Source organism: Bradyrhizobium sp. LTSPM299 (assembly GCF_000938235.1).
GTDB lineage: Bacteria > Pseudomonadota > Alphaproteobacteria > Rhizobiales > Xanthobacteraceae > Bradyrhizobium.
Map to the genome: position 1 here is coordinate 74,567 of NZ_JYMU01000005.1, position 25,362 is coordinate 99,928.

Below are 25,362 nucleotides of genomic sequence, written 5' to 3' on the forward strand. Positions count from 1 at the left end.
GACTGGAAGCCGCTACAGCGGCTAATAGGTGAGTCTAATAGGTGATTTTGGGAGGCAGCTTGCGTGCCTGTTCGATCAGCAGCTCGACCGATTTCTCCGACGGCATGAGGCGGACAAGCTTTCGCTTGACGTTGGCGTCCTTCATGCTCTGCGCCAGCCGCGACGGGTTGCGGTGTGCGAGTTCGCGTACCGTGGTGACGCCGGCGGCGCGCATCAGGCCGACCTTGGCCTTGCCCATGCCGGGAATCCGCATGTAGTCGGAGAAGTTGGCCCATTCGAGCAATTGTTGTTCGCTGATTCCGGTCTTCGCCGCGAGCGCCTTGCGTCCCTTGACGGTGCGGGCGGTTTCAAGCAGCGCTTCGGTCGTGCGGATACCCTGCGATTTCAGTTTGTTGGCGTAATAGGCGGACAGGCCTTCGATCTCGGAGAGGGGGTATGTCATGATACTCGTATGCGGTAGAGGGAGCGTGTGGCCGAGGACTCGTCGATGGCAGTTCTAGGCAAACTGGCTGAGGCCCGGCGTCCCCGAGATGATCTCGCCCATTTGATCCGCTCCGAGTTTGTCGCGGCCGAACCTAAAAAGTTCACGCGCGACGTTCTGAATCTCGCTGATGCTCAAACCAAGCGCCATCAGCCGGGTGCCGACGGCCATCAGCCCGCCACCCATCAACCTCGATAGACCACCGCTGTTGCTGGAGGCCGCGATTGCCGCTTCGGCGCCGGGGATTTGGTCGATCAGAGCCTGGACCTTGTCGGAAGGGCCCTCGTTACGGAGGAAACCCAGCACGATGCCGACGGTTTTTTCAGCGACAGCACCATCAATGCCGGCCACGGAAGCCAGCCGTCCAACCAGTTCGTCCATGTTGCCCCGCCTCGACCGGTCTTGCCGGGATAATTTCTTGAGGATTGATCTTGAGCGCGTGTGCCGTGAAATACAAGCGATCCGCGCATTTCGATTCGGTTTCTTTTTCGATCGCGCTGTGAGTGTTGCACCGATGCAAGAGTGAGCGGCGGATTCACGCTATCTTGTCGCAATGCGCAATCCCTTTCTTCACATGGCATGGAAGAAAGCACTTGGCATGGAAGAAAGTATCAGGAACTCCTAAGACCTGTTGGGGCGACACTGTACGTCGGCGTCCGCTGATGGTTTCAATCGACCTGCAAGATGCAATATGATGGCATGGGTTCGAAGTGTCGAACCGGGGTTCGAGGTATCGAACCGGGTTCGAAGCGTCGAACCGGGTTCGAGGTATCGAGCCGATCTAATCTGCGAAGAGGCGAAGCGATGGCGACCTCAGACGACAAGCTGGCCGATACCGACGAGACAATTTTTATCGGCAAGGGTGAGGAGACGGCTTGGCTGACGCTCGCGCTGGCCAACCGGCACGGCCTTGTGACCGGTGCGACCGGAACTGGCAAGACCGTCTCGCTGCAAGTCATGGCGGAAGGGTTCGCACGCGCCGGCGTCTCGGTGTTCGCGGCCGATATCAAGGGTGATCTGTCCGGTATCTCCGAAGTCGGGGAAGCCAAGGACTTTATTGTCAAGCGCGCCAAGGAGATGGGGCTGACGTTCCAGCCGGATCAGTTCTCGACCGTTTTCTGGGATGTGTTCGGCGAGCAGGGTCATCCGGTGCGCGCCACCGTCACCGAAATGGGGCCGCTGCTGCTGGCGCGGATGCTCGATCTCAACGACGTGCAGGAAGGCGTGCTCAATGTTGCCTTCCGCGTAGCCGACGAGAACGGCCTGGCGCTGATCGACATGAAGGACCTGCGCGCCTTGCTCGATGCGATCGCCCCTGACGGGAGCAAGAAGGCTGGTGACGACGAGGATCCGCTGGCGTCGATCCGCAAGGCCGCGCAAGGCTATGGCAACGTCTCCAGGGCGACGGTCGGGACCATTCAACGCCAGCTCCTGGTGCTCGAGAACCAGGGCGGCGCCAAGTTCTTCGGCGAGCCGGCGCTGACGCTGAAGGATTTCATGAAGACCGACCGCGACGGCCGCGGCGTGGTTAACATCCTCGTTGCCGACAAGCTGATGCAGAGCCCGCGGCTTTACGCCACCTTCCTGCTCTGGATGCTCTCGGAATTGTTCGAGGAACTGCCCGAGGCCGGCGACCTGCCGAAGCCGAAGCTGGTGTTCTTTTTCGACGAGGCGCATCTGTTGTTCAACGACGCGCCGAAGGCCTTGATGGACAAGATCGAGCAGGTGGTGCGGCTGATCCGCTCCAAGGGGGTCGGCGTCTATTTCGTCACCCAAAACCCGATCGACGTACCGGACAAGGTGCTGGCGCAGCTCGGCAACCGTGTCCAGCATGCGCTGCGCGCGTTCACACCGCGCGACCAGAAGGCCGTCGCCGCGGCCGCGCAGACCTTCCGGCCCAATCCGAAGCTCGACACCGCGCGCGTGATCATGGAGCTCGGCAAGGGCGAAGCGCTGGTGTCGTTCCTCGAGGGCGCCGGCACACCGGCGATGGTCGAGCGCATCATGGTGCGGCCACCGTCGGCGCGGATCGGGCCGATCACGCCGGAAGAACGCAAGGCGATCATGGATGCCAGCCCCTACAAGGGCAAGTACGACACCGCGATCGATGCCGAATCCGCCTACGAGATCATCCAGAAGCGTCTTGCGGGGGCGGCGGCGCCGGCGGACGGTGCTGGCGCTGGCGGTGGCATCCTCGGCCATCTCGGCGCCATTGCGGCTGCGATCTTCGGCACCAATGTCAGGCACGGCCGGCTGTCAACCGGGCAGGTGATCGCACGCAATGTGACGCGTTCGGTCACCGACAAGGTGGTCGGTGGCGTGGTCGCCGATCTCGGCAAGTCGGTCGGTGGCTCCGTCGGAGGATCGATCGGCCGCGCCTTGGTCCGCGGCACGCTTGGCGGATTGCTGCGGAGATAGCTCGTCACGCCCACCGCTCCGTCGGGCAGGAGGCGGGCGCTTTGCCTGCTACGGCCGGCGGGCTACAAATTGCGACAAGCCCAACAGCCAGGGAAACCAGCGATGTCCAACGCCAAGCTCCAGCCGGTCCTCGATCACATCGATGCCGATTTCGACAACAGCCTCGCGCGGCTGTTCACGCTGCTCCGCATCAAGTCGATTTCGTCGGAGGCGGAGTTCGCCGACGACTGCAAGGCGGCGGCCGACCATCTGGCCAAGGACATCGCGACGCTGGGCTTCACGGCAGAGGTGCGACCGACCGCGGGCCATCCGGCGATCGTCGCCAAGGCTATTGGCAGCAGCGACGGCCGCCCGCATGTGCTGTTCTACGGTCACTACGATGTGCAGCCGGTCGATCCGCTCAATCTCTGGCACCGTCCGCCGTTCGAGCCCGTCGTCACCGACCACGCCGACGGCCGCAAGATCATCGTCGCGCGCGGCGCCGAGGACGACAAGGGCCAGCTGATGACTTTCGTCGAGGCCTGCCGCGCCTGGAAGAAGGTGACGGGATCGCTGCCGGTCGACATCACCATCCTCATCGAGGGTGAGGAGGAGATCGGGTCGAAGAACTTCGTACCGTTCCTCGAAGCGAACAAGGCTGATCTCAAGGCCGACTTCGCACTGGTCTGCGATACCGGCATGTGGGACCAGAACACGCCGGCGATCACGACGTCGTTGCGCGGGCTGGTCTACGAAGAGGTCAAGATCAAGGCCGCCAATCGCGACCTGCATTCCGGCGTGTTCGGCGGCGGTGCGCAGAATCCGATCCGCGTTTTGACGCGGATCCTCGGCGGCCTGCATGACGACAACGGCCACATTACGATCCCCGGTTTCTATGATGGCGTGAAGGATCTGCCGCCGGATATCCTGGCGCAGTGGAAGAAGCTGAACCTGACGGCTGAATCCTTCCTCAAGCCGATCGGACTTTCGCTGCCGGCCGGCGAGAAGGACCGGCTCCTGATCGAGCAGGTGTCTTCGCGGCCGACCTGCGACATCAACGGCATTATCGGCGGCTATACCGGCGAGGGCTCCAAGACGGTGATTCCGGCGGAGGCATCGGCGAAGGTTTCATTCCGCCTGGTCGAGGGACAAGACCCCGAGAAGATCCGGCAGGCATTCCAGGACTATGTCAAGGCGCGGGTACCGGCGGACTGCAAGGCCGAGTTCATCGACCACTCCAGCGCGCCGGCGATCGCGCTCGACTGGAACATGAAGCCGCTGGCGGCGGCCCGGCGCGCGCTGACCGACGAATGGGGCAAGGAGGCGCTCTTGATCGGCTCCGGCGCCTCGATCCCGATCGTCGCCGACTTCAAACGAACGCTGGGGCTCGACTCCGTGCTGGTCGGCTTCGGCCTCGACGACGACAACATCCATTCGCCGAACGAGAAGTACGACCTCAAGAGCTTCCACAAGGGCATCCGCTCCTGGGCCCGGATCCTCGCGGCATTCGCGGAAGCCAAGTAAGATCTGCTGCAGGCCGAACGTAAAAACGCCGCCCGGAATTGGGCGGCGTTTTGATTGGGTCGCGTAGAGGGTGTTGCCGGCGAGCATACCCGAAGATTGTGAAAATTCAACTCCGGTAGCCGGGGTTGACCCGGTCGAGCTTGCGCAGCAGTGGCGGCCAGACGAGCTGCGTCGAGCGCAGCTCGGCGCGGTCCGGGTTGGACAGGAGTTCGGAGTTCTTGTCGATCGCGTGCTGGTCGACCGGATAGGCGGTTCCGCCGAGCGCTCGGGTGGCCACCTGCATCGAGCAGGCCCGCTCCAGATGGTACATGCGTTCGAAGGCTGAGGCGACCGAGCGGCCGACCGTCAACGTGCCGTGATTGCGCAGCAGCATGTGGTTCCTGGCTCCGAGGTCGCGTTGCAGGCGCGGGCGCTCGTCGTGATCGAGCGCAATACCCTCGTAGTCGTGATAGGCGAGGTCGTGGGTGACGAGCTGCGCGGTCTGGTTCAGCGGCAGCAGCCCGTCGGGGCCGCTGGAGACTGCGGTGCCGTCGACCGTGTGCAGATGGAGCACGCAACCGGCATCCTCGCGCACCTCGTGGATCGCGGAATGGATGGTGAAGCCGGCCGGATTGATGCTGTAGTCGCTCTTGGTGAGCTGGTTACCCTCGAGATCGACCTTGACCAGGCTCGAGGCGGTGATTTCGTCGAACATCAGCCCGTAGGGATTGATCAGGAAGTGATGTTCCGGTCCGGGCACCCGCGCCGAGATGTGGGTGTCGACCAGGTCGTCCCAGCCGTAGAGCGCGACCAGGCGATAGCAGGCAGCGAGGTTGACCCGCTGTTCCCATTCCGCCGCGCTCATATCCGACGGCACTTCCTTCAGGCGCGCTTCTGCTGGCGACATGGCCGATTTGCTCCGTTGATGGCTGCTGCTCGACACGAGCCTAGCGCCGCTGCCCTGCCGCAGCAAGGCAGCGTGCCGGCGTGACAGTTATGCCGTCAGGGAACGGCTAGGCATGACCCGGACAGATCATGCTCCAACATTGCGCAGAGCGGCGATCAATTACTCAGGGGCCGTCGCGCCTTACGGCGCCGGAATCGCGAGCAGGCTCGAGATGCTGCGGCCGCGGATATCGTAGACACGGGCGAACACGACGTCATCGCGCTTGATCTCGACCATCACGGGCGCGGCAAGGCCCTTGCAGTAGAACTCGCCGAGCGTCATCGCGAAGTCGGCGGCGTGGCTGTCCCAGCCGATCGTGAAATCGGAACCGAGCGCGACCTGGGCCGGACGTTGCGGCCCGCAGACTGCAACTTTCCACTTGCGGTCATGCGGCGGGGCTTCCTGCCGCTCGGCCAGCTGCTCACGCAGTTCGTCGGATGCCTGCTTCAACGCCAGCCCCCAATAGTCCAGCATGAAGTAGTTGTCGGCGGTGCGCACCGTGCCGGCGATGTGGTTGAAGTGCGTGTACTGGTAGGGATGCAGCCGGATCATCTCGCTGAGCGGCAGCAACAGGCCGAACGCGAACACCGCGACTGCGGCTGGCTGCCAGGCGCGGCGGTTATCGCCAAGCCAGTTCATGCCGCGCCCGAATGCGACGCCGGCCAATACGGTCATCGGCGGGATCACGAAGATGAAATGACGGATGCCGTTGTAGAGCGCCGGCCGCTTCACCATTGCGATGACGAGCGGCAGCGTCGCCGCCAGCGTCAGCATCAGCATGACGGTCTTGCGCCGCGCCGGCACGTCCTTGCGTGACAACGACATCAGGGTGACGACGACCGCGGCGGCGAGCAGGATCAGCAGCACCTCCGGGAGCTGCAGCGCGAACAGGGTCGGCAGATAGGACCACGGCATGTCCGGCACCGACACCAGCGCGCCGTCGAACATCTCCTTCCACGGCTTCTCGAAGAAGTGCGAGAAGTAGGTCACCGCCTCGAACGGATGCCCGGGCTCCATGATCGACCAGGGCCAGATCAGGCCCATCACCAGATAGCCGAATGCGAGGCCCGGCAGCAGCACGTAGACCACATGCGCAAAACGATGTGCCGCCTCGCGCGGGCCCTGCTTGCGGAATTCCTCGATCCACAACGGAGTGAAGCCGATCACCGCGTAGATCAGCGCGAGCCCGCCAAGCACGCGGCAGCCGATCGACAGGCCGGCGCCGAATCCGACGAGCAGGACTGTACGCGGCGAGGGCGACGGATATTCTTCGGCGAGGCGGACGAGGCCCATGATCAGGATCACCATTGCCACGGCAAATGGCGCATCCTTGGGGTTCATGAACATGTGGCCGTAGAACGTCGGGCACAGCGCCAGCAGCAGGAGCGCGGCAAGCCCGGCCAGCGGGCCGCCGACGCGCCGCGCCAACCGCCAGGTGACTGCAAGCCCGATCACACCGACGATCGCGCCAAGCAGGCGGCGGGTCTCGAACAGTTCGAGCGGAATGACCTTGTGCAGCAGCGCTGCCGCCATGTCGAAGCCGCCGCCATACATATAGAGGTTGGCGAACGACAGCGCGCCGGTGTCCTTGAAACCGGAACCGTACATGCGCAGCAACAAATCGGCATATTCGGCGTGGGTGTAATCATCCCAGCCTAATCCGTAGTCGCGAAATGTGAGACCGGCGATCAAAGCAACCACGCCGAGAGCGAGGAGGGCGAGATCGTCGCAGGTCTTCTCCACCGAGCGCCGCGCAGGCGTATCGATGGCAGACGTCGTGATAGATGACATGGCTAGCGGTACCGGCGTCCCTGTGGCCCAGTTGGCGCTTTAGGGCCTCATTCCCCGGCGTCCATATAGCGCAGTTCCACGTCCAAGTAATTGGCAATTGTGGCGTAATTCCCCCGGTGCGTTGCAATAAATTGGCAGCAATTCGTCGTCAGTAGATTTACGGGAATGACTGCTCGGAAGACCGGAATCGATCGCGGTGGCGGGCCGACAATGCCGCGCGGAACCAGATTTTCGGGAACTCTGTCCACAATTGGCGGTTGGCGATGTGGATAATATGACGGTATCGTGGCGTTGGCGGCTGCGCCGATTTCAGGCGGGTCGTCCGGGGGTTAGTTCGATGATGGTTGCTCTGTTGGTCGCCGGCGCTGGCCTGGTTTTGGCGGGCTTGGTGGCGATCGTCCTTGGAATTCCTTTCAAGGAGTTCAGCGTCGGCAGCACGTTGATCATAACGGGCGTCTCGGGCGTGGGCTCCGGTGCGATCGTCTTGGCGCTGGCCGCGGCCGTCCGGGAACTCCAGCAGATTGCTAGCCGGCTCGGCCCGGCTGCCGCCGGCGCACGACCCGAGTTCCCGCGGCCGGCGGCCGGCGCTGCAACTTCCCCGCGCAATGCTCCGCCCGGCGAGGGCGGCTCTCTGTTTCCTCGGGACCCGCACGATGCCGAACCTCCGCCGATCGCGCCGCCCGCGGCCCCCTGGCACGAGGAGGCGACCCAGCGCGGTGTATCGAGCGAGGTGCAGCCACCCGTGCCCGCGGCAGCTCAGCCAGAGGCGCCAACCAAGCGGCGTAACCTGCTGTTCTCTTCCAGCTCGCGGAAGGAGCGCGAGCGGGCCCAGGCGCGTGGCGCCGAGCCGCTATCTCCTGACCTGTTGTCGCCCGAGTTGCGCCCTAACCCGGCGGCGGCGGGTGAGCCCGCCCCCGTCAGCTTCGACGATGCCTGGCCGAAAGCGGAACGGCCGAGGTCGGTCGACGTCGCTCCGCGCCGAACTGCACGCACGCCATCGACCTTCAGCGAGGCCCAAGGGGCCCAACAAGGGGGGCAGGGTGCCGCGCCTTCGCCCGGCCATCCGCCGGCACCGCAGGAGCAGCCTCCGGTGACCGTGCTCAAATCGGGCATCGTGGATGGCATGGCCTATTCGCTGTATTCGGACGGGTCGATCGAAGCGCAGATGCCCGAGGGCATGATGCGCTTTGCCTCCATCGACGAACTCAGGTCACATCTGGAGCAGCGCCCCTAGAGCGTTTTCAAGCGAAGTGGATACCGGTTCGCGTGAAGAAGACGCGTTAAAACAACATTCTGGGCGATACTTGCGGCGCTCTTGTCTTAAAAATAGAGCACTGCCGTTGTTGTCAGATGTGCTGTAATCCACTCATATTCGCGAAGTAGTGCGGGATTCTGCCGGTGTATTGTCGCGGTCGGATACTGTCCGGTCGGCGCACCATGTTGCGCCCTTCGATACCACGGGAAGGTTGAGCCATGTCCGATACCTCAGGCAAGAGCCCGGTCGAGCTGACCGCCAGCATCGTGTCGGCCTATCTCAGCAACAACCCGACGCCGGCCTCGGACATTCCCAACCTGATCAGCCAGGTCCACGCCGCGCTGATGCGCGTTTCGACCGGCCGCACTGATGCGCCGCTCGAGCCGGCGAAGCCTGCGGTATCCACCAAGAAGTCGATCACGCCGGAATATCTGGTGTGTCTCGAAGACGGCAAGCGCTTCAAGTCACTCAAGCGACATTTGCGCACGCAGTACAATATGACGCCTGAGCAATATCGCGACAAATGGGGCCTGCCGGCCGACTATCCGATGGTGGCGCCGAACTATGCCGTGGCGCGTTCGCAGCTCGCCAAGAAGATGGGGCTGGGCCAGCAGGCACGGAAGAAGAAGTAGTTCTAGCCGCATCATTCGGGGGCGATGCGTTTAACATCGAACTATGGTGCGCAATTGCGCACCTGAGAATCTCGAGGTTTCCCGATGCGCAATTGCGCATCTGAGGTTCGCTTCGCGCCCCGGAACGACGCGTCCTAACTTTGCCGCCGACGAGGCTTTCTTCTCTTCGGAAAACCGCTACGCACTTTTCCGGATCATGCTTGCGCCAACGCCTCACGCGCATCGGTGCGGATGCGCTCGACCATCGACCGCAGGCCGTTGGAGCGCTGCGGGGTCAGATGGTCGCGGAAGCCGAACTCGTCGAACAGCGCGAGCGCGTCCTTCGACAAGATCTCTTGCGGCGTGTGGCCTGAATAGAGCGTCAGCACAATCGCGACCAGCCCACGTACGATATGGGCGTCGCTGTCGCCGAGGTAGTTCAGCCGCGGCTGGCCATTGGCATCGCGATCGATCCGCTTCGACAGCCAGACCTGGCTGACGCAGCCCTGTACCTTGTTTTCGGTTGAGTGTTCGGCCTCGGGCAAGGGGTCGAGCGTGCGGCCGAGCTCGATCACGTAACGATAGCGGTCGTCCCACTCGTCGAGCAGCGTAAAATTGTCCCTGATTTCGTCGATCGTCGTCATCTCGGCCCGCATCCCATTCTCACGGGCTTATATAGGAAGCCGAGCCGCCAAAGCGACGAAAATGGAACCGGTTCCGCGCTTAATTTGAGGTCACGGCGTCGGCGGTTGGCGGAATTCGATCGCCTGATCGTCCGCTGTCAGCGTGTCACGGGACCCGGCAAGTGCAGACGATGCGTCTGTATCGTCTCTACTGATCGAGCCGGTGTGGTCGGGCGCCTTCTTGTCGGTGATGATCTTGTAGAGCTTGCGCGCACCGTCGGTCGCACGCTGGCCGATTGCCGTGGCGGCCTGGCCGCCAACCTCGCAGGCGGCGGGTTGACGTTTGCAGAACTGCCCCATGTCGCCAACGGCCGCGGTGGCGGCCGACACCGCTTCCGACGCGCTGATCTGCGGCGTCTTGTCCGATTCAGGTGTTTTGTCCCTCGGCAGCAGCACGAGCACAAGCCCGAGCCAGAATGCCATACGGAGCAGGAAAAACATGGCGCGATCCCGGTCGTCTATCTTGTCTTTTGCTTCATAGCGGTCGATGCCGCAGTTGGCTCAGGAGTAGCATCGGTCGATAAATCGGAAGTATCTGCATTGAGGTAAACTCGGCGAAAAATCGCTGAAAATGCGCCTGATTTGATTCGGCGTAAATTTTCGATTGATGGCGTTCCGGCGGCCCGGATCTGCGGCGTGCGCCACGTCCACCATTTCGAAACCATAGATCATCACATCCGGAAACCTGTCGTTCACCATCCCCGACAAATGGCCGGCCGACAACGCGCAAAAGTCTGGCGAATGCACGGTGTTTGGTGGCGGGCGGCCGGCCCTTAGCGTTCGCTTAAGTTCGCTCTGACACGTTGGCCCGTAATCACCAAGGAGGCGTTCCGGCGCGTCTGTCCGACGATCAAGCCGAGGCGCGAGTGCTGTGAGTGTTTTGAGTCTGATCCGCGACTGCCTCGATGCGCTGCTGCACCCGTCGGCACGCTATGATGTGCTGACACGTGCACGCCATCGCGCCTTCATGGCGCCGCGGCTGCTCGGCAGCCTGGCTGCGTTCGCGGCCTTCCCGGCCTATCTTGCGATGCGCGGCGCGCCGTCGGCGATCGAGGCCGCGGCGTTCGCCTGGCTGATCGCACCGATCCTGCTGTCATGGTTCCTGTCGCGCACCGGCCGTTATGACGGCGCGCATCTGCTGTCGTCGCTGGCGCTCGCCGGTCTGGTGATGACCATCGCGGCCACGACCGGCGGAATAGCTTCGTTTGCGGCCGTTTGGCTCGTGGTGATTCCGATCGAGGCGGCGCTGTCGGCCTCCAGGCGCGTGGTGGCGCTTGCGTTCGCACTGGCGATGATCTGCGCCGCGCTGCTGACCGTGCTCGGATTCTACCACGTCCTGCCGGCGGCCGATCCCGGCGTCGCGGCGAACGGGATGCTGGCCGGCTTCGGCGTGGTGTCGGCGACATTCTATGCGGCCGGGCTCGCCTTTGGCGCCGAGTCGCTGGCGCGCACCAGCGTGGCGCTGCTCTATGTCGAGGAAGAGCGCTATCGCCTGCTCGCGCACAATATGAGCGACGTGTTGTCGCGGCACAGCCGCAACGGTGCGGTGTGTTTCATTTCGCCGGCTGCCGAGATCATGCTCGGTGCATCGGCATCGCGGCTGCTGGGCCACGGCCTGTTCGATCGCGTTCACGTCGCCGATCGGCCGGCCTACCTCACCGCGCTGTCGGATGCCGCACGCGGCGGCGAGTCGCGCAGCGTCGAATTCCGCCTGCGCCGCGATACCCCGCGGGGCCAGACCGTCGCGGCCGAGTTCATCTGGGCCGAGATGCGCTGCCGTCCGCTCGATCAGACCCAAGGCGAAGCCGAGGTCGTCGCCGTGATCCGTGATGTCACCGATCGCAAGGTGCAGGAGCAGGCGCTCGAACTGGCACGAACGGCCGCCGAACAGGCGGATGCGTCGAAGACGCGCTTCCTGGCCACCATGAGCCACGAATTGCGGACGCCGCTCAATGCCATCATCGGCTTCTCGGAGATGATCACGCAGGAGGACGTCCTCGGGCTCGATGCCGCGCGCCGCAAGGAGTATGCACAACTCATCAACGACTCCGGGCAGCATTTGCTGTCCGTGGTCAACGGCATCCTCGACATGTCGAAGATGGAGTCCGGCAATTTCGAGATTTCCGCGGAACCGTTCGCGCCGCGGCCGGCGCTGCTCAATTGCTGCAACTTGCTGGCGCTCAAGGCGCGCGAGAACGGCGTCGATCTGGTAACCCGCGTCCCCGATGAGCTGCCGGTTCTGAACGGCGATCCGCGCGCGTTCAAGCAGATCCTGCTCAATCTCGTCTCCAACGCGATCAAGTTCACCGAGCGCGGTGGGAAGGTGACCGTATCGGCGGCGGTCGAGGGATCGCGGCTGTTGCTGCGTGTCTCGGACACCGGGGTTGGCATTGCGGCTGATGACCTCAAGCGGATCGGCGATCCGTTCTTCCAGGCCGGCAAGACGTACCAGCGCCGGCATGAGGGCACAGGTCTCGGCCTCTCGATCGTGAAGGGGCTGGTCGGTCTCCACCATGGCGAGCTGAACGTGGAGAGCAAGGTCGGCGAGGGCACCACCGTGTCGGTCGCGCTGCCGCTGGCGTTCACGCCGCAGGCAGAGGCCGAACCGTCCAGCAATGTCTCGACCCTGAAGCCGGCGTTGCGGTCCGGACTACAAGAGCAAGCCCATCAGGTGAAGAAAAGTGCCTAGACAGACTTTGGATGATGATGAAACGCCACGGCGTCGCCGCGGCGCCAAGGCGGTGGCGATCGAGGCCGAGGCAGAACGCGGCCTCGCCCTGCGCGTGTTGTTGCACAGCCCGAAGGACATGGTCGCGGGTGTTCTTGCAGCGGCTGCCGTTGTCGCCATCCTGACCAACGCGCTGTTCCTGCAAGCGGGCCGCCATCCGTCGCCGATGTTCGGCGGTTCCGTCGTCACACTGCCTCCGCCGGCTCCGGTCGCGGCCGTCGCCAGCCCCATCCCGCGTCCGCGGCCGGTCGAAGCCGCACGGCCGGTCGAGCCTGTAGTCACCGAGCAGCCTAAGCCGATTGAGACCAAACCGGTCGAGATGAAGCCGGCCGAGGCCAAACCGGTGGAAGCCAAATCGTCCGACACCAAGCCTTCCGATCCGATGACCAGTCTGGTGATGAAATCGACCAGCGCGGCGCCCGTTGCCGCGCCGTCCAACGTTTTGCGTCCGCCGGCACCGATCCCAACCTCGAATTTGAACGCGGCCGGAAAGAAGATCGCGGCGGTCCAGCGCGCGCTGACCGAATACGGTTATGGTCAGCTCAAGCCGACCGGCGCGATCGGAGCGGATACCCAGGCCGCAATCGCCAAGTTCGAGCGTGCGCGCAAGCTGCCGGTGACCGGACAGATGTCCGACCGCCTTGTCCACGAGCTCACCGTGATGATCGGTCATCCGATCGACTAAGTCGGGCCTCAGGCGATCTCGCCGAGCAGCACCTCTCTGACGTCGTCGGAGAACATCTTCTTGCGCCCCGCGATCAGGATCCATTCCGGATCGTCGTGATCCGGGATGGCGCGGGGCATACCGTGGTGGAGCAGGGCTTGCGCGCAGCCGGCCCAATCTCCGCCGTCGATCGGCTCGTTGCATGACGCCCATGAGAGACTGCCGGATGCGTTGTCGCCGAAGCCGTGCTGCTCGGTCCACTGCGCGCCGTGCTCAAGCAGGAATCGCGTCAATCCGGCATCGCCACGAAACACGGCATGATTGAGCGCGGATGCATCCCAGTCGCCGCCGCGCGCCGTGATGGGCCAGCCGAGCCGGACCATCAGCCGCACGCCGGCATCATCACCTGCCGCGGCGAGCTCAGGAAGCAGGCGCAACTGCTGAGCTGAGAGCGCGCCCGGAAGGTCGGGCCGTTCGGCCTGGATGCGGCGCGCTTCGGCCTCGTTGCCACTGGCGCAGGCGGCGACGAAGCGCTCGTCGTCGGGAAGCGCCTCGGCACCAGTTCGCTGACGCAGCAGGTCGGCGACGTCGGTTAGCCCGAATTGCAGCGCGAACCTGTAGGCGGTGAGGCCGTTGGGCGTCGTGATGGAGGGATCTGCTCCGGCGTCAAGCAACGTCGCGATGCAACGGCGCGACAGTCGCCGCCGGATCGCCCACATCAGGGGCGAGCCGCATTCGGTCAGCGGCGCGTTGCCGGCGGGCTCATTCGGATCGCCGCCGTGCCGCAGCAGCAATTCAAGCGCGGCGATGTTCTCGCTGTCGAGCACCTTGTACATCGCATTGGTGCCCGCGATACGCGCTCCATGCTCGAGCAGAACGCCTGTGGTCACGGAGGCTTCCAGCGAATGATACAGAGATTCATTGTCGTTTGGATCCGCACCCGCCTCGAGCAGCAGCTTCGTCAGTTCCAGATCGTGGTTGCGCCCGGCGGCGCCATAAAGCGCCGACAGCGGATTGCTATCGTCGGGCTCGCCCAGTGAGCCCGGCGGCCAGCGGCTGCTGATGTATTGATTGGGATCGGCGCCGACCCGCAGCAGGAGGCGCGCACAGCGATGCAGGCGCGTGCGGAATTCCGGAACCTGCAGCAGGCTGGAATGCGTGACAGCCACCAGCGGCGGCAGTTTTAGCGGGCCGCCCGGCCGATTGACCCAACCGGGATCGCTCGCTGCCGCACGTCGCACCGCATCTTCGTCGCCAATCGCACAGGCGAGATAGGGATCATCAGCGGCGAGATCGGGATATTTGGCGAGCATCCGCGCGGCAACCCGTGGATTGGCGCGATTGACAGTGCCGTCGATGTCGCCGGCGTAGACCACCTGGAGCCATCGCAACGCGCGATCGGCTTTGCTCTTGCCGGGCGGCGATTGCGCTTCGACATAGCGGCGTAAGTCCCGCCACGAGGCGAAACCAAGATCGCGCGCCACGCAGGACTGTGCGTCGTGGAGCCGAAGATTGAGCGCGGCGATCTCGGTGTCGCTGCGTCCGGCCGCCACTGGCAGCGTATGCCGGAAACGGGCAAGGGCCTCCGGGGCCTGTCGCCGGTAAAGGCGAATAAGCTCCTTGGCCTGCTTCTTCAGATGTTCGAGATTCAATCGCGCGGGCGACCGGTCCATGGAAAACCTCCGTGCATGGATCGCCGATGGTCCACAAAACCGGCTGCACAAAGGCTCGATTAGCCGCTCAGTCGCTGCAAGTGGGTTCGACCCTTCCCGTGGACCCGGGCGCGGCTTGTACCGCGACATCAAGGATACGAGTGACTGACGTGGCGGTCAATTGGCGAGGTTGCCGTCGACGATTGGACGGGGCTGTGCTGCTGGCCTATAGGATCGGCGCATGCGATTGAAATCGAGCATTTGGGTGGCTGCCTATCTGCGCCGCTGCCAGACTGAAGGTGTCTTCGGCGCCGTCTCCAGGAGGGGCGCGGAGGAGGCCGGTGCCGTGTTCGTCAAGGTGGCGCTGATGGACGGCAACGCGATGCTCTATGCACCCGCACCACAGACCGTCTATGACGATAGCCGACCGGCTGAGCGGCTGTTTTTACCGATCGCACCGCAGCCGGCGCCCGAGCGATCCATCGACGAACGCTTGGCCAAGGAAGTCCGCTTCGATCCGGACGCGTGGATCGTCGAGACCGAGGACCGCGCCGGGCGGCATTTTCTCGATCTCGCGAAAAGCTAGTTTCTAGGATTTATGGGTGCGAATAGCAGGCGCGCTGCCGGGTTGCACCGCCGGGCGCGTCTGCGCTGCGGCCGCGCGCACGCGCTGACGCTCGTCATCGTAAAGCGAGGAGCGGTATTTGGCGCGCGCCACCGCCATGGTCGAGCCGCGCCATGCCGCCAGTATCACGAGCGCCGAGCGCTCACTTAGGCGATCGTAGAGCCGCGACAGCCGATAGACATAGTTGACCGATGCCCCGGCTTCCGGATTGAGAAACATCAGGATGCGCTGGAATGCGGAGCCGGACATTTCGAGCGCGCGCATCGCGCAGGCGAGCGGTTCGCCGCCGGCATCGTCCACGACCTGTGCTGCGATCCGCGTTGGCAGGATCAGCGCATCGCCGAGTTCGAGCGTGAAGTTCTCGACGTCCTCGGCAAACGCGGCCATCTCCAGGATATGGATTGCGCGTGCGGCGCGGGCGGAAGGAATCCGTGCGGCGGCCTTCAGCGGCGTCTCCTGCAGATTGTGCAGAATCTGCGCGCGCTCGCTGGCGCTAGCCGCGAAGAACATGTCGGAGATTTCGGCGGCATCGTTCGGCCGCATCGCCAGGCTCGCTGCCATCCGCAGCTCCGCCTCCGTTGGTATCTTGACCGACGGGGTAGGAGACGCGGGAGCAGGTATCGGTGAGGCCGCCGGCATCGGGTGGTGCGGATCGGCGCGCCTCAGCCCGAACTTATCCAGGATTTGGACCGGTGTTGCCGGATAGATCGACAGCCGCGCGCGCACCGCGGCGCGGGTTGCATCATCGACCTCGTCGATCAGGCGGGATGTCAGCTCGACGAATTGTCGCTCTTCGTCGGCGGAGTGGGCGCTTGCCTGCACATAGAGGTCGGTCAGCACGCGCAGCAGCGTAGGGCGGATGTCGACGCCCTCGCGGCGCGAGAGCGTCAACAACCCATCGAGACCTGGAAATGGTGGAGCAGCGCTCATCTGAGGCGTGTACGCGACTTGGATATGGATTCGAGTTTGAAAACCTTGTGGAAGCGAGCCTACGCAGGCTGCTTTAAGAGCTGGTTAAGGAAAATAAGCCGTGAAGGCGAACGCTGCAATTTGCGCGTGTCAAATAGGGCACAGCGCCACATCCGTAACCGCCCGTGTCAGCGGTTTAAGATGTCATTAACCATACGCGTTCTTAACTCAGGCCGTCGCAGGGCAAATCATGTCCCGTGCGCCAGAGAGAACGGAACATGGGCACCATCATTGAATTTCCGGCGGATGCGGCTACGCGGCGGCCGAGCATGATGGAGGTCGCCGGCGAAAGCATGGCGACCGTGCTGATCCTTCCCGTCGTCCGGATCGAGCGCACCACTGAGGAAACCGGCGGTGGTCGCGGACCGGAAGAGGGGACAGCACCCGGACGCCGTCGCCGCCGGCGCTCCTGATGCGGATCACTGATCGGCGGCCATTCCCGGCGCTGATACTGCTGTTGGCAGGCGCCGCGCTTGGCGGCTGCAGCGGTGGCGATTTCGGCCGCACCCGTAGCGATCTTCGCAACGACGATATGCATCGCTGGCTCGGCGCCGAGGCGACCGGCAGCGTCGGCATGAAGGCCTCGCAGTTCCAGCTCACCGACAATGAACGCCAGCTGCGCGATCTCGCCTACCAGTTCATCGAGCCGCCGCTGTCGCGCCCGGCATGGAAGAGTGTGTTCGGCGATTACCAGACGCTGCCGTCGCCGTGGCGCCAGAAGGTGGTGTTCGACCGCACGGCCTATGGCCGCAACCTGATCGACGAGCCGCATCGCTCGTTTGCCTCGCGTTACTCGCTCCTGATCGATCACGTCCGCGACGACATCACCCGCTTCGAGCCGTTCTTCGCCACGGCGATCCGGGTGATCGAACTCGACCGCAAGCGCAATGCCAGCCTCACCATGATCTCGGACCTGTCGCCGCGCGAGCGCACTGATGCGACCGCGCGCATGGAAGAGAACACGCTGATCGTGCAGTGGGTCCAGGAAAGCCTGGAGCGGCGGATCTCGTCCTATCGCTGGGCGCTGGAGCGGCTGGTGATCCAGGCGCCGGACAGCATGGCGGCGGATGCTGACCGCCAGATCGGCGAACTCGCCCGGCTTACGGCCAATCCGCCAGTTGCCGCTGCGCCCGTCGCAGGCCGCGCGGTGGTGTCGAAGGGCTAGGCTCGCTTCGCTTTCAACGCCGCTGGTCTCACTTTCGCCTGCTGCTGCGGCAGGCTCGCGATGAACTCCTTGAGCGCGTCGGAGGGCGGGCGGGCCGAGGGATAGGCGAGGCCGACCTGGCGCGTCACATCGATCTCGATCGCGCGCACCACGACATCGGGATTGCCGCGCGCCACGCCTTCGGGGACGATCGCCACTCCGACTCCGGCCGCAACCAGCGCCATCGCCCACTCCTCCGATTCCGCGATCGCCACCGGCTTGCGCGGCGGCGCGGCGCGCCGGAAGAACTCCTGCTGCTCGCAGTGGCAGCGATCGATCATCGGCACGCCGGCGAAGTCGGAGGTCCGCAGCTTGTCCTTGAGCGTGAGCGGATGTGCCGGCGGCAGCGCCGCCACGTAACGCTCGGTCCACAGCGGGATGAAATGCTCGCCGGCGCCGACGATGGTCTTCGAGACGATCCGCGCATCGGCCTTCTCGTTGGCCCCGACCAGCCGCAGCGCGAGATCGGGTTTGGCGGTCAGCGGCTTCAGCAGTGCGATCGTTCGTGCCTGATCGAGCGTGCGCATCAGGCCGAGCGTCAGCGCGCATTGGGTTGTGGGTTTGCGGAACAGGTTCCGGGCGGCGTCCGCCTCGTCGATGATGCGGCGTGCGACGCTGTGGAACTGTTCGGCGGATTCGGTCGGCGCCATGCCCTTCTTGTGGCGGATGAACAGCGTGGTGCCGAGCTCGGCTTCGAGATGGGTGATCGCAGCCGAGATTGACGGCTGCGAGATGAAGCAGCGCTTGGCTGCGGCGGTCAGGTTACGCTCCCTGTACACCGCCGCGAAATAGCGGAGTTCGCGGATATCCATAGGCCTATCCTATCGAGGAGATAGTTAGACAATATTTTACCTATGATACGGCGGATGGCAAGCCAAGCGCTGATCTCAGCAGAAGGCTTTGTCATGCGCATCCACCATCTCAACACCGGCACGATGTGCCCGATCGGACAGCGGCTCGTGAACGGGACCGGCAGTATCTTCCGGCGAGCACGGATGGTCTGTCATTGCCTGCTGGTCGAGAGCAATGACGGCCTCGTGCTCGTCGATACCGGCATCGGCCTCGGCGATATCGCCGATCCGCCGCGGCTGGGGCGCAAATGGGTGCGCCAGACCACGCCGCGGCTTGATCCGGCCGAGACCGCGGTCCAGCAGGTCAAGGCGCTCGGTTTTTCTCCGAACGACGTGCGTCATTTGCTGCTGACGCATCTCGATCGGGATCATGCGGGCGGCGTGCCGGACTTTCCGAAGGCCAAGGTCCACGTCCAGCGCAAGGAATACGACATGGCGGTCACGCATCAGATTGCGCCGCCGGACGGCCGCTACATCACGGCGCAGTGGCAGCACGGGCCGGACTGGGCGTTCTATGGCCAAGGCGGCGAGAACTGGTTCGGCTTCCAGGGCGTGCGTGCGCTCGGCGACCGCGAAAGCGACATCCTGATGATCCCGCTGCCGGGGCATACGCTCGGCCATTGCGGGATCGCGGTGCGCGACAAGGGCAAATGGCTGCTGCATGCCGGCGATGCCTATTTCTATCATGCGCAGATCGCGGCAAAGCCGCGGATCCCGTTCGTGCTCGGCATCTTCCAGCGCCGCGCTGATATGGATCGCGCGACCCGTGTCCAGAACCAGGAGCGGCTGCGGGCGTTGAAGGCGGCGCATGGCGACACCGTCACGATCGTCAACAGCCATGATCCCGTCGATTATGAAAATTGCCGCTGCGGACGTCACGCGGCGGCCGCCGCCTAGCGCTTGCGCGCCGGAGGCGGCGGTGGCGCCGGGGCCGGTTGGGGCGGCGGCTCCTGCTTGGCCGCCACAGGCTCGGCCTGCACCTTGCAGCGCGAGGCCGCGAGCGAGGCCTGCGCCTGCGGCATCAGGCCGGGTTCCGCCGCCAGCGCCTTCAGCAGGATCAGTCCGGTGGCGGTCGGCGAGTCGATGATCAGCCGGTCGGCGGCGGTAACGTCCTCGTCTTCCGGCAACTCGTCGTGCTGCGCTTCCGTCATCAGGTCGAGCTCGATCACCTTCTTGCCGGCGGAGCGGTCGTTGATGGCGTAATAGGCCACCTCGTTGCGGGTGTAGAACGACACCGAGGTATAGGCCTGGCTCACCGGCACGGTCAGCTTGATCGGTCCGGTCGACAGATCGTAGCGGCAGATCGCCACCGCGAACGCCGGGTCCATCAGCGGCATCGGCGAATTGCTCGGATCGGCCAGCGGCAGCTGCGTCACCTCGTTGAGTTTGGTCATCGGCGTCAGCCGCGAATAGGCGTCCTGCGAGGCGATCCGCGGCAGTGCCAGCACGCTGACCAGATGCACCACGCCACCAAGCAGCACGCCCGCCAGGATCGTGAACACGATGCGGATCATGGGCAGCCCACCGTCGATATCGCGGGCATCGGCGCATCACGCTGGGTGCGGGTCGCAACCCCGACCGGCGTGTCGTAGAGCCGCAGCATCAGCGCGTAGCGCTCGATGCCACCGGTCGGCAACCAGTTGCCGGCGCGCGAGCGCGAGGCGATGTGGATCTCGAAGGTGCCGTCGGAGGCGCGGATGATCTCCTGGCTGGTGAAGCCGTAGCGCTGCAGCGCGTTCGCGACCAGATGGCCCTTGCGGTCGAACAGCGTCAGCGTCCAGAACCGCGCCGCCGGCGTCACGCCGCTGACGACGACGTCGCAGCGGCCGTCGAGCGGCTTGTTCTTCTCATCGGTGGTCGCCGAGAATGCGATGCCGTCGCCGGTGCCGATCGGCAGCTCGCCGCTGCGGGCGATCGTTGCGCGCGAATACGGGTCGACGTCGGAGGTGCCGTTCTTCGGCCGCGCGGTCCATGCGCCGATCTTCAACGTGCCGAGATCGGTGCCGCGCGTCGCCGTCGCGTAGGTCAGGCCCAGCCCGACTGCGGTGGCGATAACAAGCGCCATCAAGGTGGTGAGGATCAGCCGCACGTCAGTTCTTGCGTGGCACGGAAGCTGTCGTGCCGTTGGGGCCGGCCGCGGCAACATAGTTTTCTGGGAAGGCCAACGCGCTCGAGGATTCCGGCTTGCCGGTCTTGGCCGGTTCGTTCAGCGTGGCCTTGCCGGTGGTCTTTTCATTCGTCTTGGCGGCGTCGTCGAGCAGCTTTTCGACCCGCACCAGGATGTCAGCGCCGCGCTTGGTCAGCACCGGCGGCGGACCAGGTTTGGTCTCCAGCACCCTTGGCGCAGTATTCGCCACGACATTGGCCTGCGGTAGCTTCTGGCCCATGCCGACACCTGACAACTCCTTGACCTCCACGCCCTGATGCGCGGTGATCATGATGTCGTGCCAGGTCTGCGCCGGCAATGAGCCGCCGGTCATGCGGTTGGTCGGCGAATAGTCATCATTGCCGTACCAGACAGCGCAAGTGAAGTTGCCGGTGTAGCCGACGAACCATGCGTCGCGGTAGGCATTGGTGGTACCGGTCTTGCCCGCGGTCGGAATACCGTCGAGCGCGGCGCGGCGCGCAGTGCCTTCGCTCACCACGTGGCTCATCATGCCCGCCATGTCGGCCGCGATATTCGCCGGAATGGCTTGCCGCGGCTTGGGGCCGTCGCGGTCCCAGCGCCAGACCAGATCGCCGGCGCCGGTGCGCACTTCGAGCACTGCATGCGGCGTCACCGCCTTGCCCCTGTTCGGGAACGTCGCATACGCCACCGCGTGTTCGATCACGGTGACTTCGTCGGAGCCGATCGGCATCGACGGCGTATCGGGCAGCGGCGCGGTGAGGCCGAAGCGGCGCGCGACCTCGACGATCTTGGCACGGCCGATCTTCGCCGGATTGGGTGCCTTCGGCTGTTCCCTTTGGCCGATGGCGATCGACAGCTTCACCGGGATGACATTGATCGAGTTCGTGATCGCCTGCGTCAGTGTAATCAAGCCGGAATACGAGTGGCCATAGTTCTGCGGGCACCAATTGCCGATACAGATTGGACCATCGACGATCTTCGACGTCGGCGTGAAGCCGTTCAGCAGCGCCGTGGTGTAGACGTAGGGCTTGAACGACGAGCCGGGCTGGCGATAGGCGTCGACGGCGCGGTTGAACTGGCTTGCGCCATAGTCGCGTCCGCCGACCATGGCGCGGATGCCGCCGTCGAGATCGGACACCACGGTCGCCGCCTGGGTCGCGTGATAATCGCGCCCGAACTGGCGGAGCTGGTTCTCGATGGCGTCCTCGGCGGCGTGCTGCACGTTCATGTCGATCGAGGTGCGGACCACGAAGACGCGCTCGTTATAGGATTTCGGGAAGGTGTCGACGAGCTTGCGCATCTCGTCGAAGGCATAATCGAGATAGTAGTTCGGCGAGTTCTCGTCGCGCCGGTCGACCGCGACTGCGGGATTGCGGCGGGCGCCGAACACCTGGCCCTCGGTCATGAAGCCGGCATCGACCAGATTGTCGAGCACGACGTTGGCGCGGGCGCGTGCGGCGGGCAGGTTGATGTGCGGGGCGTATTTGGTCGGCGCCTTGAACAGGCCGGCGAGCATCGCGGCCTCGGAGAGGTTCACGTCGCGGACCGACTTGTTGAAGTAGAAATGCGCCGCGCCGTCGACGCCGAAGGTGCCGCCGCCCATATAGGCGCGGTCGAGATAGAGCTTGAGGATCTCGTTCTTGGTGAGGCGCGTCTCCAGCCAGATCGCGAGGAAGGCTTCCTTCACCTTGCGTTCGATGGTGCGCTCGTTGTTGAGGAACAGGTTCTTGGCGAGCTGCTGGGTGATCGACGAACCACCCTGGCGGACGCCGCCGGCCTGCGCATTGGTGACGAGCGCGCGCGCCAGGCCGGGAAAGTCGATGCCGAAATGGTCGTAGAAGCGGCGGTCTTCGGTCGCGAGCGTCGCCTTGATCAGATTGTCCGGAAAGTCCTCCAGCGGGATCGAGTCATTATGCTTGATGCCGCGGCTGCCGATCGGGGTGCCGTAACGGTCGAGGAAAGTCACCGCGAGATCGGACTTCTTCAGCCAGTCTTCGTCGGCGGTCTCGCGGAAGGCGGGGATCGCGAGCGTCAGCATCAGGATCATGCCGCCGAGCCCGATGGTGGCGGCTTCCGACAGCGGCTCGATGAAAACCCAGCGCATCCAGCGGCCGACATAGAAGCGGTCCATGAAGGTGGAATAGCGCTCGTAGAGCTCGCGCAGGCCCTTGCCCGACGAGAACAGCGTCGAGTCGATACGCGCATCGAGGTCCAGAAAGAAGTTCCGGACCTTCTGCGTCCAATGCGGCGGTAGGATCTGGCGCACTTGGGGACTTACCTGGGCCCTTGATCAGTTCGACAGTGCTGCAGGCGCCCTAACGGGCACCAGCCAGCGCCTTGCTCGGATGTTGCAGCAAACCCAAGGCGCTTTTGCGTCATGGGGGACTCGGGTCGCTGTTCTATCCGAGCGGCAGCCATAAACCAATGGCGCGGCTTGTGAATTTAATGAAAGGACTAATTTCGCCCACGGCCTTTTTCGGCCCCGCAAAACCATCCCCTTGCGCGGCCTCCCACGGCATCCCAAGAAGAACCACATCGTTGTTTTTAAGGGAATCATGACCGTACCGCCCAAGCGCCCGTCGGACCAGGAGGGTTTCTTCTGGAAAACCAAGACGTTGGAGGAGATGTCCAGCGCCGAATGGGAGAGCCTGTGTGACGGCTGCGCACGCTGCTGCCTAGAGAAGCTCGAGGACGAGGACACCGGCAAGATCTACTTCACCCATATTTCCTGCAAACTGCTCGATTCCGGCCTGTGCGCCTGCAAGGACTATCCGAACCGCTCCGACAAGGTTCCGGATTGCGTCCGCCTGACGCCCGAGAACGTCCGCACCCTGAACTGGCTGCCGCCGAGCTGTGGCTATCGCCTGGTGGCCGAGGGGCGGGACCTCTATTGGTGGCACCCCCTGATCTCCGGCGACCCCAACACCGTTCATGAAGCCGGGGTGTCGGTGCGCGGCCGGGTGCAGGGCACCGAGCTCGACGTCAACGATGCCGATCTCGAGGATCACATCGTGCGCTGGCCGGCGCTGCTGCCAAAGCAGGCACAGCTGAAGAAGCGGCCCAAGGTGACCAAGAAGATCTCCGGGACGTGACGCCGAAAGGCCTGTTGTCGCGGCTTTCTTGGCGCCTGTCTCGATCACGTCATCGCGAGAATATCCCGGTGGGATGCACCCATGCGCCGAGGGGCCTGCCTCAGCATCGTGTTGCTGTCTAAATTGCAAAACAGAGAATGATTCCATCGCGGGATCAGCCCGCGCAGCAGCATTTCGCCTCAAATGAACAAGTATGAACGGCAGAGCCGTTTTCCTGCCGACCAACAGACATTGCCTGACGACATTGCCGACGAGTTGAACCGTCTGCCGAGCGAGGTGATCGAAGTCGGCGATGCGCCGTCGATCGCGCCGCCGGTGTCGCTCAATCACGACGAAGTCCGCACCATCGTGATCAGCCTGATGCTGACGATGTTCCTGGCGGCGCTCGACCAGACCATCGTCGCAACCGCGCTGCCGACCATCGGCCGCCAGTTCCACGACGTCACCAACCTCTCCTGGGTGATCACGGCCTATCTCCTGGCGTCCACCGCCGTGGCGCCGGTGTTCGGCACGCTGAGCGACATCTATGGCCGCCGTGTCATGATCATCACCTCGCTCAGCCTGTTCGTGGTCGGCTCGGTGCTGTGCGCGATCGCGCCCAGCATGACCATGCTGATCCTGGCCCGCGGCCTGCAGGGGCTTGGCGGCGGCGGCATCATGCCCGTCGTCCAGACCGTAATCTCCGACGTAGTCAGCCCACGCGAACGCGGCCGCTACCAGGCCTATTTCTCCAGCGTCTGGATGGCCGGCGGTATCCTCGGGCCGGTGATCGGTGGCGTGTTCGCCGAGCATCTGCATTGGTCGATGATCTTCTGGATCAACCTGCCGCTCACGGCCGCGGCGCTTGCGCTGCTGCTGCCGAAGATGAAGAAGATCCCGGTGTTCCACTGCAAGCGCAATGTCGACTGGCTCGGCGGCGTGCTGCTGATGGCCTCCGCCGTCGTGTTCATGCTGGTGCTGACCTGGGGCGGCTCGCGCTATCCCTGGCTGTCGCCGACCGTGCTGTCGATGATTGGCGCGGCTGTCGTACTCGCGGTCACTTTCGTTTGGCACGCGCGCCGCGCCGATGAGCCGTTCCTGCCGCTGAAGCTGCTGACGGGATCGGTTGCGCCGTTCGCGCTGACGGCTGGCGGCTGCGGGCTCGGTGCGATCACCGGCCTCACCGTGCAGCTCCCGCTTTATTACGAGTCGGTCTATCACCTCAGCGCCAGCGAGGCGGGGCTGGCATTGATCCCGCTCGCGGCGGTCTCGACCTGCGGCGCGGCGATTGCCGGCCGCACCATGGCGCGCGCCAAGCACTACAAGCGCGTCGCCATCATCGGCACGTCCTGGGCCGCGTTGTGTGCGCTGGGTCTCACGCTCACCACGCTGCCGCTGTGGGGCCTGCTGACACTGATGGCCGCGTTCGCACTCGGGCTCGGCACGACCTTCCCGGTCTGCGTGGTTTCGCTGCAGAATTCGGTTGCCCGGCCGCAGGTCGGCACCATCACCGGCGCGATGAATTTCTTCCGCTCGCTGATGTCCTCGTTCACCGTCGCAGCGTTCGCGGCGATACTGCTGATCGCGCTGGGCGTCGACGTTCCGCTCGCCGGCGAGCATCACGGCGCCGGTGCAGTCCCCATGATCCCAGCCGACGACATGCGGCACGCATTCCGCTACGTCTTCGGCGCCGCCACCGCGCTGATGACCACCGCAGCACTCTGCCTGATCGCGATGGAGGAGCGGCCACTGGCTGGTCCCTCCGTTACGGCGCAGGTGGAGATGGCGGAGTAGGGTACTGCT

At 64.4% G+C, this 25,362-nt stretch carries 24 protein-coding genes; 12 read left to right on the forward strand and 12 right to left on the reverse strand.

From position 1 onward, the window contains the following. Positions 1-34: 34 nt before the first annotated feature. Both UP10_RS00490 and UP10_RS00495 read right to left on the reverse strand, forming a co-directional pair. Positions 35-442: a DUF4332 domain-containing protein gene (locus UP10_RS00490; RefSeq protein ID WP_044585492.1), complete on the reverse strand. Its 408-nt coding sequence runs from the start codon at positions 440-442 to the stop codon at positions 35-37. 54 nt (positions 443-496) lie between these two features. Beyond that, positions 497-862: a hypothetical protein gene (locus UP10_RS00495; RefSeq protein ID WP_044585493.1), complete on the reverse strand. Its 366-nt coding sequence runs from the start codon at positions 860-862 to the stop codon at positions 497-499. Between the two features lie 423 nt (positions 863-1,285). On the opposite strand from UP10_RS00495, the gene UP10_RS00500 reads away from it, so the two are divergent. Further along, complete coding sequence (locus UP10_RS00500) at positions 1,286-2,899, forward strand: helicase HerA-like domain-containing protein (protein WP_044585494.1); 1,614 nt, start codon at positions 1,286-1,288, stop codon at positions 2,897-2,899. Positions 2,900-3,001: 102 nt separating this feature from the next. Further along, positions 3,002-4,402 (forward strand): M20/M25/M40 family metallo-hydrolase, encoded by a 1,401-nt coding sequence (locus UP10_RS00505; RefSeq protein WP_044585495.1) that lies wholly within the window; start codon positions 3,002-3,004, stop codon positions 4,400-4,402. A 106-nt stretch (positions 4,403-4,508) separates the two neighbouring features. Here UP10_RS00505 and UP10_RS00510 read toward each other — a convergent pair whose 3' ends face one another. Continuing rightward, positions 4,509-5,288 (reverse strand): class II aldolase/adducin family protein, encoded by a 780-nt coding sequence (locus UP10_RS00510; protein WP_044585496.1) that lies wholly within the window; start codon positions 5,286-5,288, stop codon positions 4,509-4,511. Between the two features lie 180 nt (positions 5,289-5,468). Beyond that, the gene (locus UP10_RS00515; RefSeq protein WP_044585497.1) at positions 5,469-7,118 is read right to left on the reverse strand and encodes a glycosyltransferase family 39 protein; all 1,650 of its coding nucleotides are present in this window, start codon (positions 7,116-7,118) and stop codon (positions 5,469-5,471) included. A gap of 337 nt (positions 7,119-7,455) precedes the next feature. Here UP10_RS00515 and UP10_RS00520 point away from each other — a divergent pair, with 337 nt between their 5' ends. Both UP10_RS00520 and UP10_RS00525 read left to right on the forward strand, forming a co-directional pair. Further along, complete coding sequence (locus tag UP10_RS00520; RefSeq protein WP_044585498.1) at positions 7,456-8,352, forward strand: hypothetical protein; 897 nt, start codon at positions 7,456-7,458, stop codon at positions 8,350-8,352. 239 nt (positions 8,353-8,591) lie between these two features. After that, positions 8,592-9,005 (forward strand): Ros/MucR family transcriptional regulator, encoded by a 414-nt coding sequence (locus UP10_RS00525; protein ID WP_044537320.1) that lies wholly within the window; start codon positions 8,592-8,594, stop codon positions 9,003-9,005. Positions 9,006-9,199: 194 nt separating this feature from the next. Here the strand turns inward: UP10_RS00525 and UP10_RS00530 are convergent, their stop codons facing one another. Both UP10_RS00530 and UP10_RS00535 read right to left on the reverse strand, forming a co-directional pair. Then, on the reverse strand, positions 9,200-9,628 hold the full coding sequence (locus UP10_RS00530) for a SufE family protein (protein ID WP_044585580.1): 429 nt from the start codon (positions 9,626-9,628) through the stop codon (positions 9,200-9,202). Positions 9,629-9,718: 90 nt separating this feature from the next. After that, on the reverse strand, positions 9,719-10,108 hold the full coding sequence (locus UP10_RS00535) for a DUF5330 domain-containing protein (RefSeq protein WP_044585499.1): 390 nt from the start codon (positions 10,106-10,108) through the stop codon (positions 9,719-9,721). Between the two features lie 430 nt (positions 10,109-10,538). Here UP10_RS00535 and UP10_RS00540 point away from each other — a divergent pair, with 430 nt between their 5' ends. Then, complete coding sequence (locus UP10_RS00540) at positions 10,539-12,356, forward strand: sensor histidine kinase (protein WP_044585500.1); 1,818 nt, start codon at positions 10,539-10,541, stop codon at positions 12,354-12,356. Next, positions 12,349-13,080, forward strand: a complete 732-nt coding sequence (locus tag UP10_RS00545) for a peptidoglycan-binding domain-containing protein (protein ID WP_044585501.1) — start codon at positions 12,349-12,351, stop codon at positions 13,078-13,080. The genes UP10_RS00540 and UP10_RS00545 overlap by 8 nt, the downstream gene beginning before the upstream one ends. Before the next feature lie 8 nt (positions 13,081-13,088). On the opposite strand, the gene UP10_RS00550 is transcribed toward UP10_RS00545, so the two are convergent. Then, the gene (locus tag UP10_RS00550; protein WP_044585502.1) at positions 13,089-14,732 is read right to left on the reverse strand and encodes an ankyrin repeat domain-containing protein; all 1,644 of its coding nucleotides are present in this window, start codon (positions 14,730-14,732) and stop codon (positions 13,089-13,091) included. Between the two features lie 220 nt (positions 14,733-14,952). Between UP10_RS00550 and UP10_RS00555 the strand changes: the two genes are divergently transcribed. Continuing rightward, positions 14,953-15,297 (forward strand): DUF1491 family protein, encoded by a 345-nt coding sequence (locus UP10_RS00555; protein WP_044585503.1) that lies wholly within the window; start codon positions 14,953-14,955, stop codon positions 15,295-15,297. 3 nt (positions 15,298-15,300) lie between these two features. Here UP10_RS00555 and UP10_RS00560 read toward each other — a convergent pair whose 3' ends face one another. Then, on the reverse strand, positions 15,301-16,266 hold the full coding sequence (locus UP10_RS00560; protein WP_044585504.1) for a DUF2336 domain-containing protein: 966 nt from the start codon (positions 16,264-16,266) through the stop codon (positions 15,301-15,303). Positions 16,267-16,523: 257 nt separating this feature from the next. On the opposite strand from UP10_RS00560, the gene UP10_RS00565 reads away from it, so the two are divergent. Both UP10_RS00565 and UP10_RS00570 read left to right on the forward strand, forming a co-directional pair. Next, positions 16,524-16,718, forward strand: coding sequence for a hypothetical protein (locus UP10_RS00565; RefSeq protein ID WP_044585505.1), 195 nt, complete (start codon positions 16,524-16,526; stop codon positions 16,716-16,718). Further along, on the forward strand, positions 16,718-17,470 hold the full coding sequence (locus UP10_RS00570) for a hypothetical protein (protein ID WP_044585506.1): 753 nt from the start codon (positions 16,718-16,720) through the stop codon (positions 17,468-17,470). Before UP10_RS00565 ends, UP10_RS00570 begins: the two co-directional genes overlap by 1 nt. Here the strand turns inward: UP10_RS00570 and UP10_RS00575 are convergent. Beyond that, complete coding sequence (locus UP10_RS00575; RefSeq protein WP_044585507.1) at positions 17,467-18,321, reverse strand: LysR family transcriptional regulator; 855 nt, start codon at positions 18,319-18,321, stop codon at positions 17,467-17,469. The two genes, UP10_RS00570 and UP10_RS00575, sit on opposite strands and share 4 nt — an antisense overlap. A gap of 93 nt (positions 18,322-18,414) precedes the next feature. Here UP10_RS00575 and UP10_RS00580 point away from each other — a divergent pair, with 93 nt between their 5' ends. Beyond that, positions 18,415-19,257, forward strand: coding sequence for an MBL fold metallo-hydrolase (locus tag UP10_RS00580; RefSeq protein ID WP_044585581.1), 843 nt, complete (start codon positions 18,415-18,417; stop codon positions 19,255-19,257). On the opposite strand, the gene UP10_RS00585 is transcribed toward UP10_RS00580, so the two are convergent. The 3 genes from UP10_RS00585 to UP10_RS00595 are packed head-to-tail and all read right to left on the reverse strand — an operon-like array spanning position 19,254 to position 22,754. Further along, entirely contained in the window at positions 19,254-19,874 is a 621-nt protein-coding gene (locus UP10_RS00585) for a DUF1254 domain-containing protein (RefSeq protein ID WP_044585508.1), read from the reverse strand. The two genes, UP10_RS00580 and UP10_RS00585, sit on opposite strands and share 4 nt — an antisense overlap. After that, on the reverse strand, positions 19,871-20,449 hold the full coding sequence (locus UP10_RS00590; protein WP_044537332.1) for a DUF1214 domain-containing protein: 579 nt from the start codon (positions 20,447-20,449) through the stop codon (positions 19,871-19,873). The genes UP10_RS00585 and UP10_RS00590 overlap by 4 nt, the downstream gene beginning before the upstream one ends. Position 20,450: 1 nt before the next feature. Next, on the reverse strand, positions 20,451-22,754 hold the full coding sequence (locus UP10_RS00595; RefSeq protein WP_044585509.1) for a transglycosylase domain-containing protein: 2,304 nt from the start codon (positions 22,752-22,754) through the stop codon (positions 20,451-20,453). Positions 22,755-23,043: 289 nt separating this feature from the next. On the opposite strand from UP10_RS00595, the gene UP10_RS00600 reads away from it, so the two are divergent. After that, on the forward strand, positions 23,044-23,580 hold the full coding sequence (locus UP10_RS00600) for a YcgN family cysteine cluster protein (protein WP_044585510.1): 537 nt from the start codon (positions 23,044-23,046) through the stop codon (positions 23,578-23,580). A gap of 183 nt (positions 23,581-23,763) precedes the next feature. Then, positions 23,764-25,353 carry an MDR family MFS transporter gene (locus UP10_RS00605; RefSeq protein WP_044585511.1) on the forward strand — a complete coding sequence of 530 codons (1,590 nt, stop codon included), beginning with the start codon at positions 23,764-23,766 and terminating at the stop codon, positions 25,351-25,353. Positions 25,354-25,362: the final 9 nt, after the last annotated feature.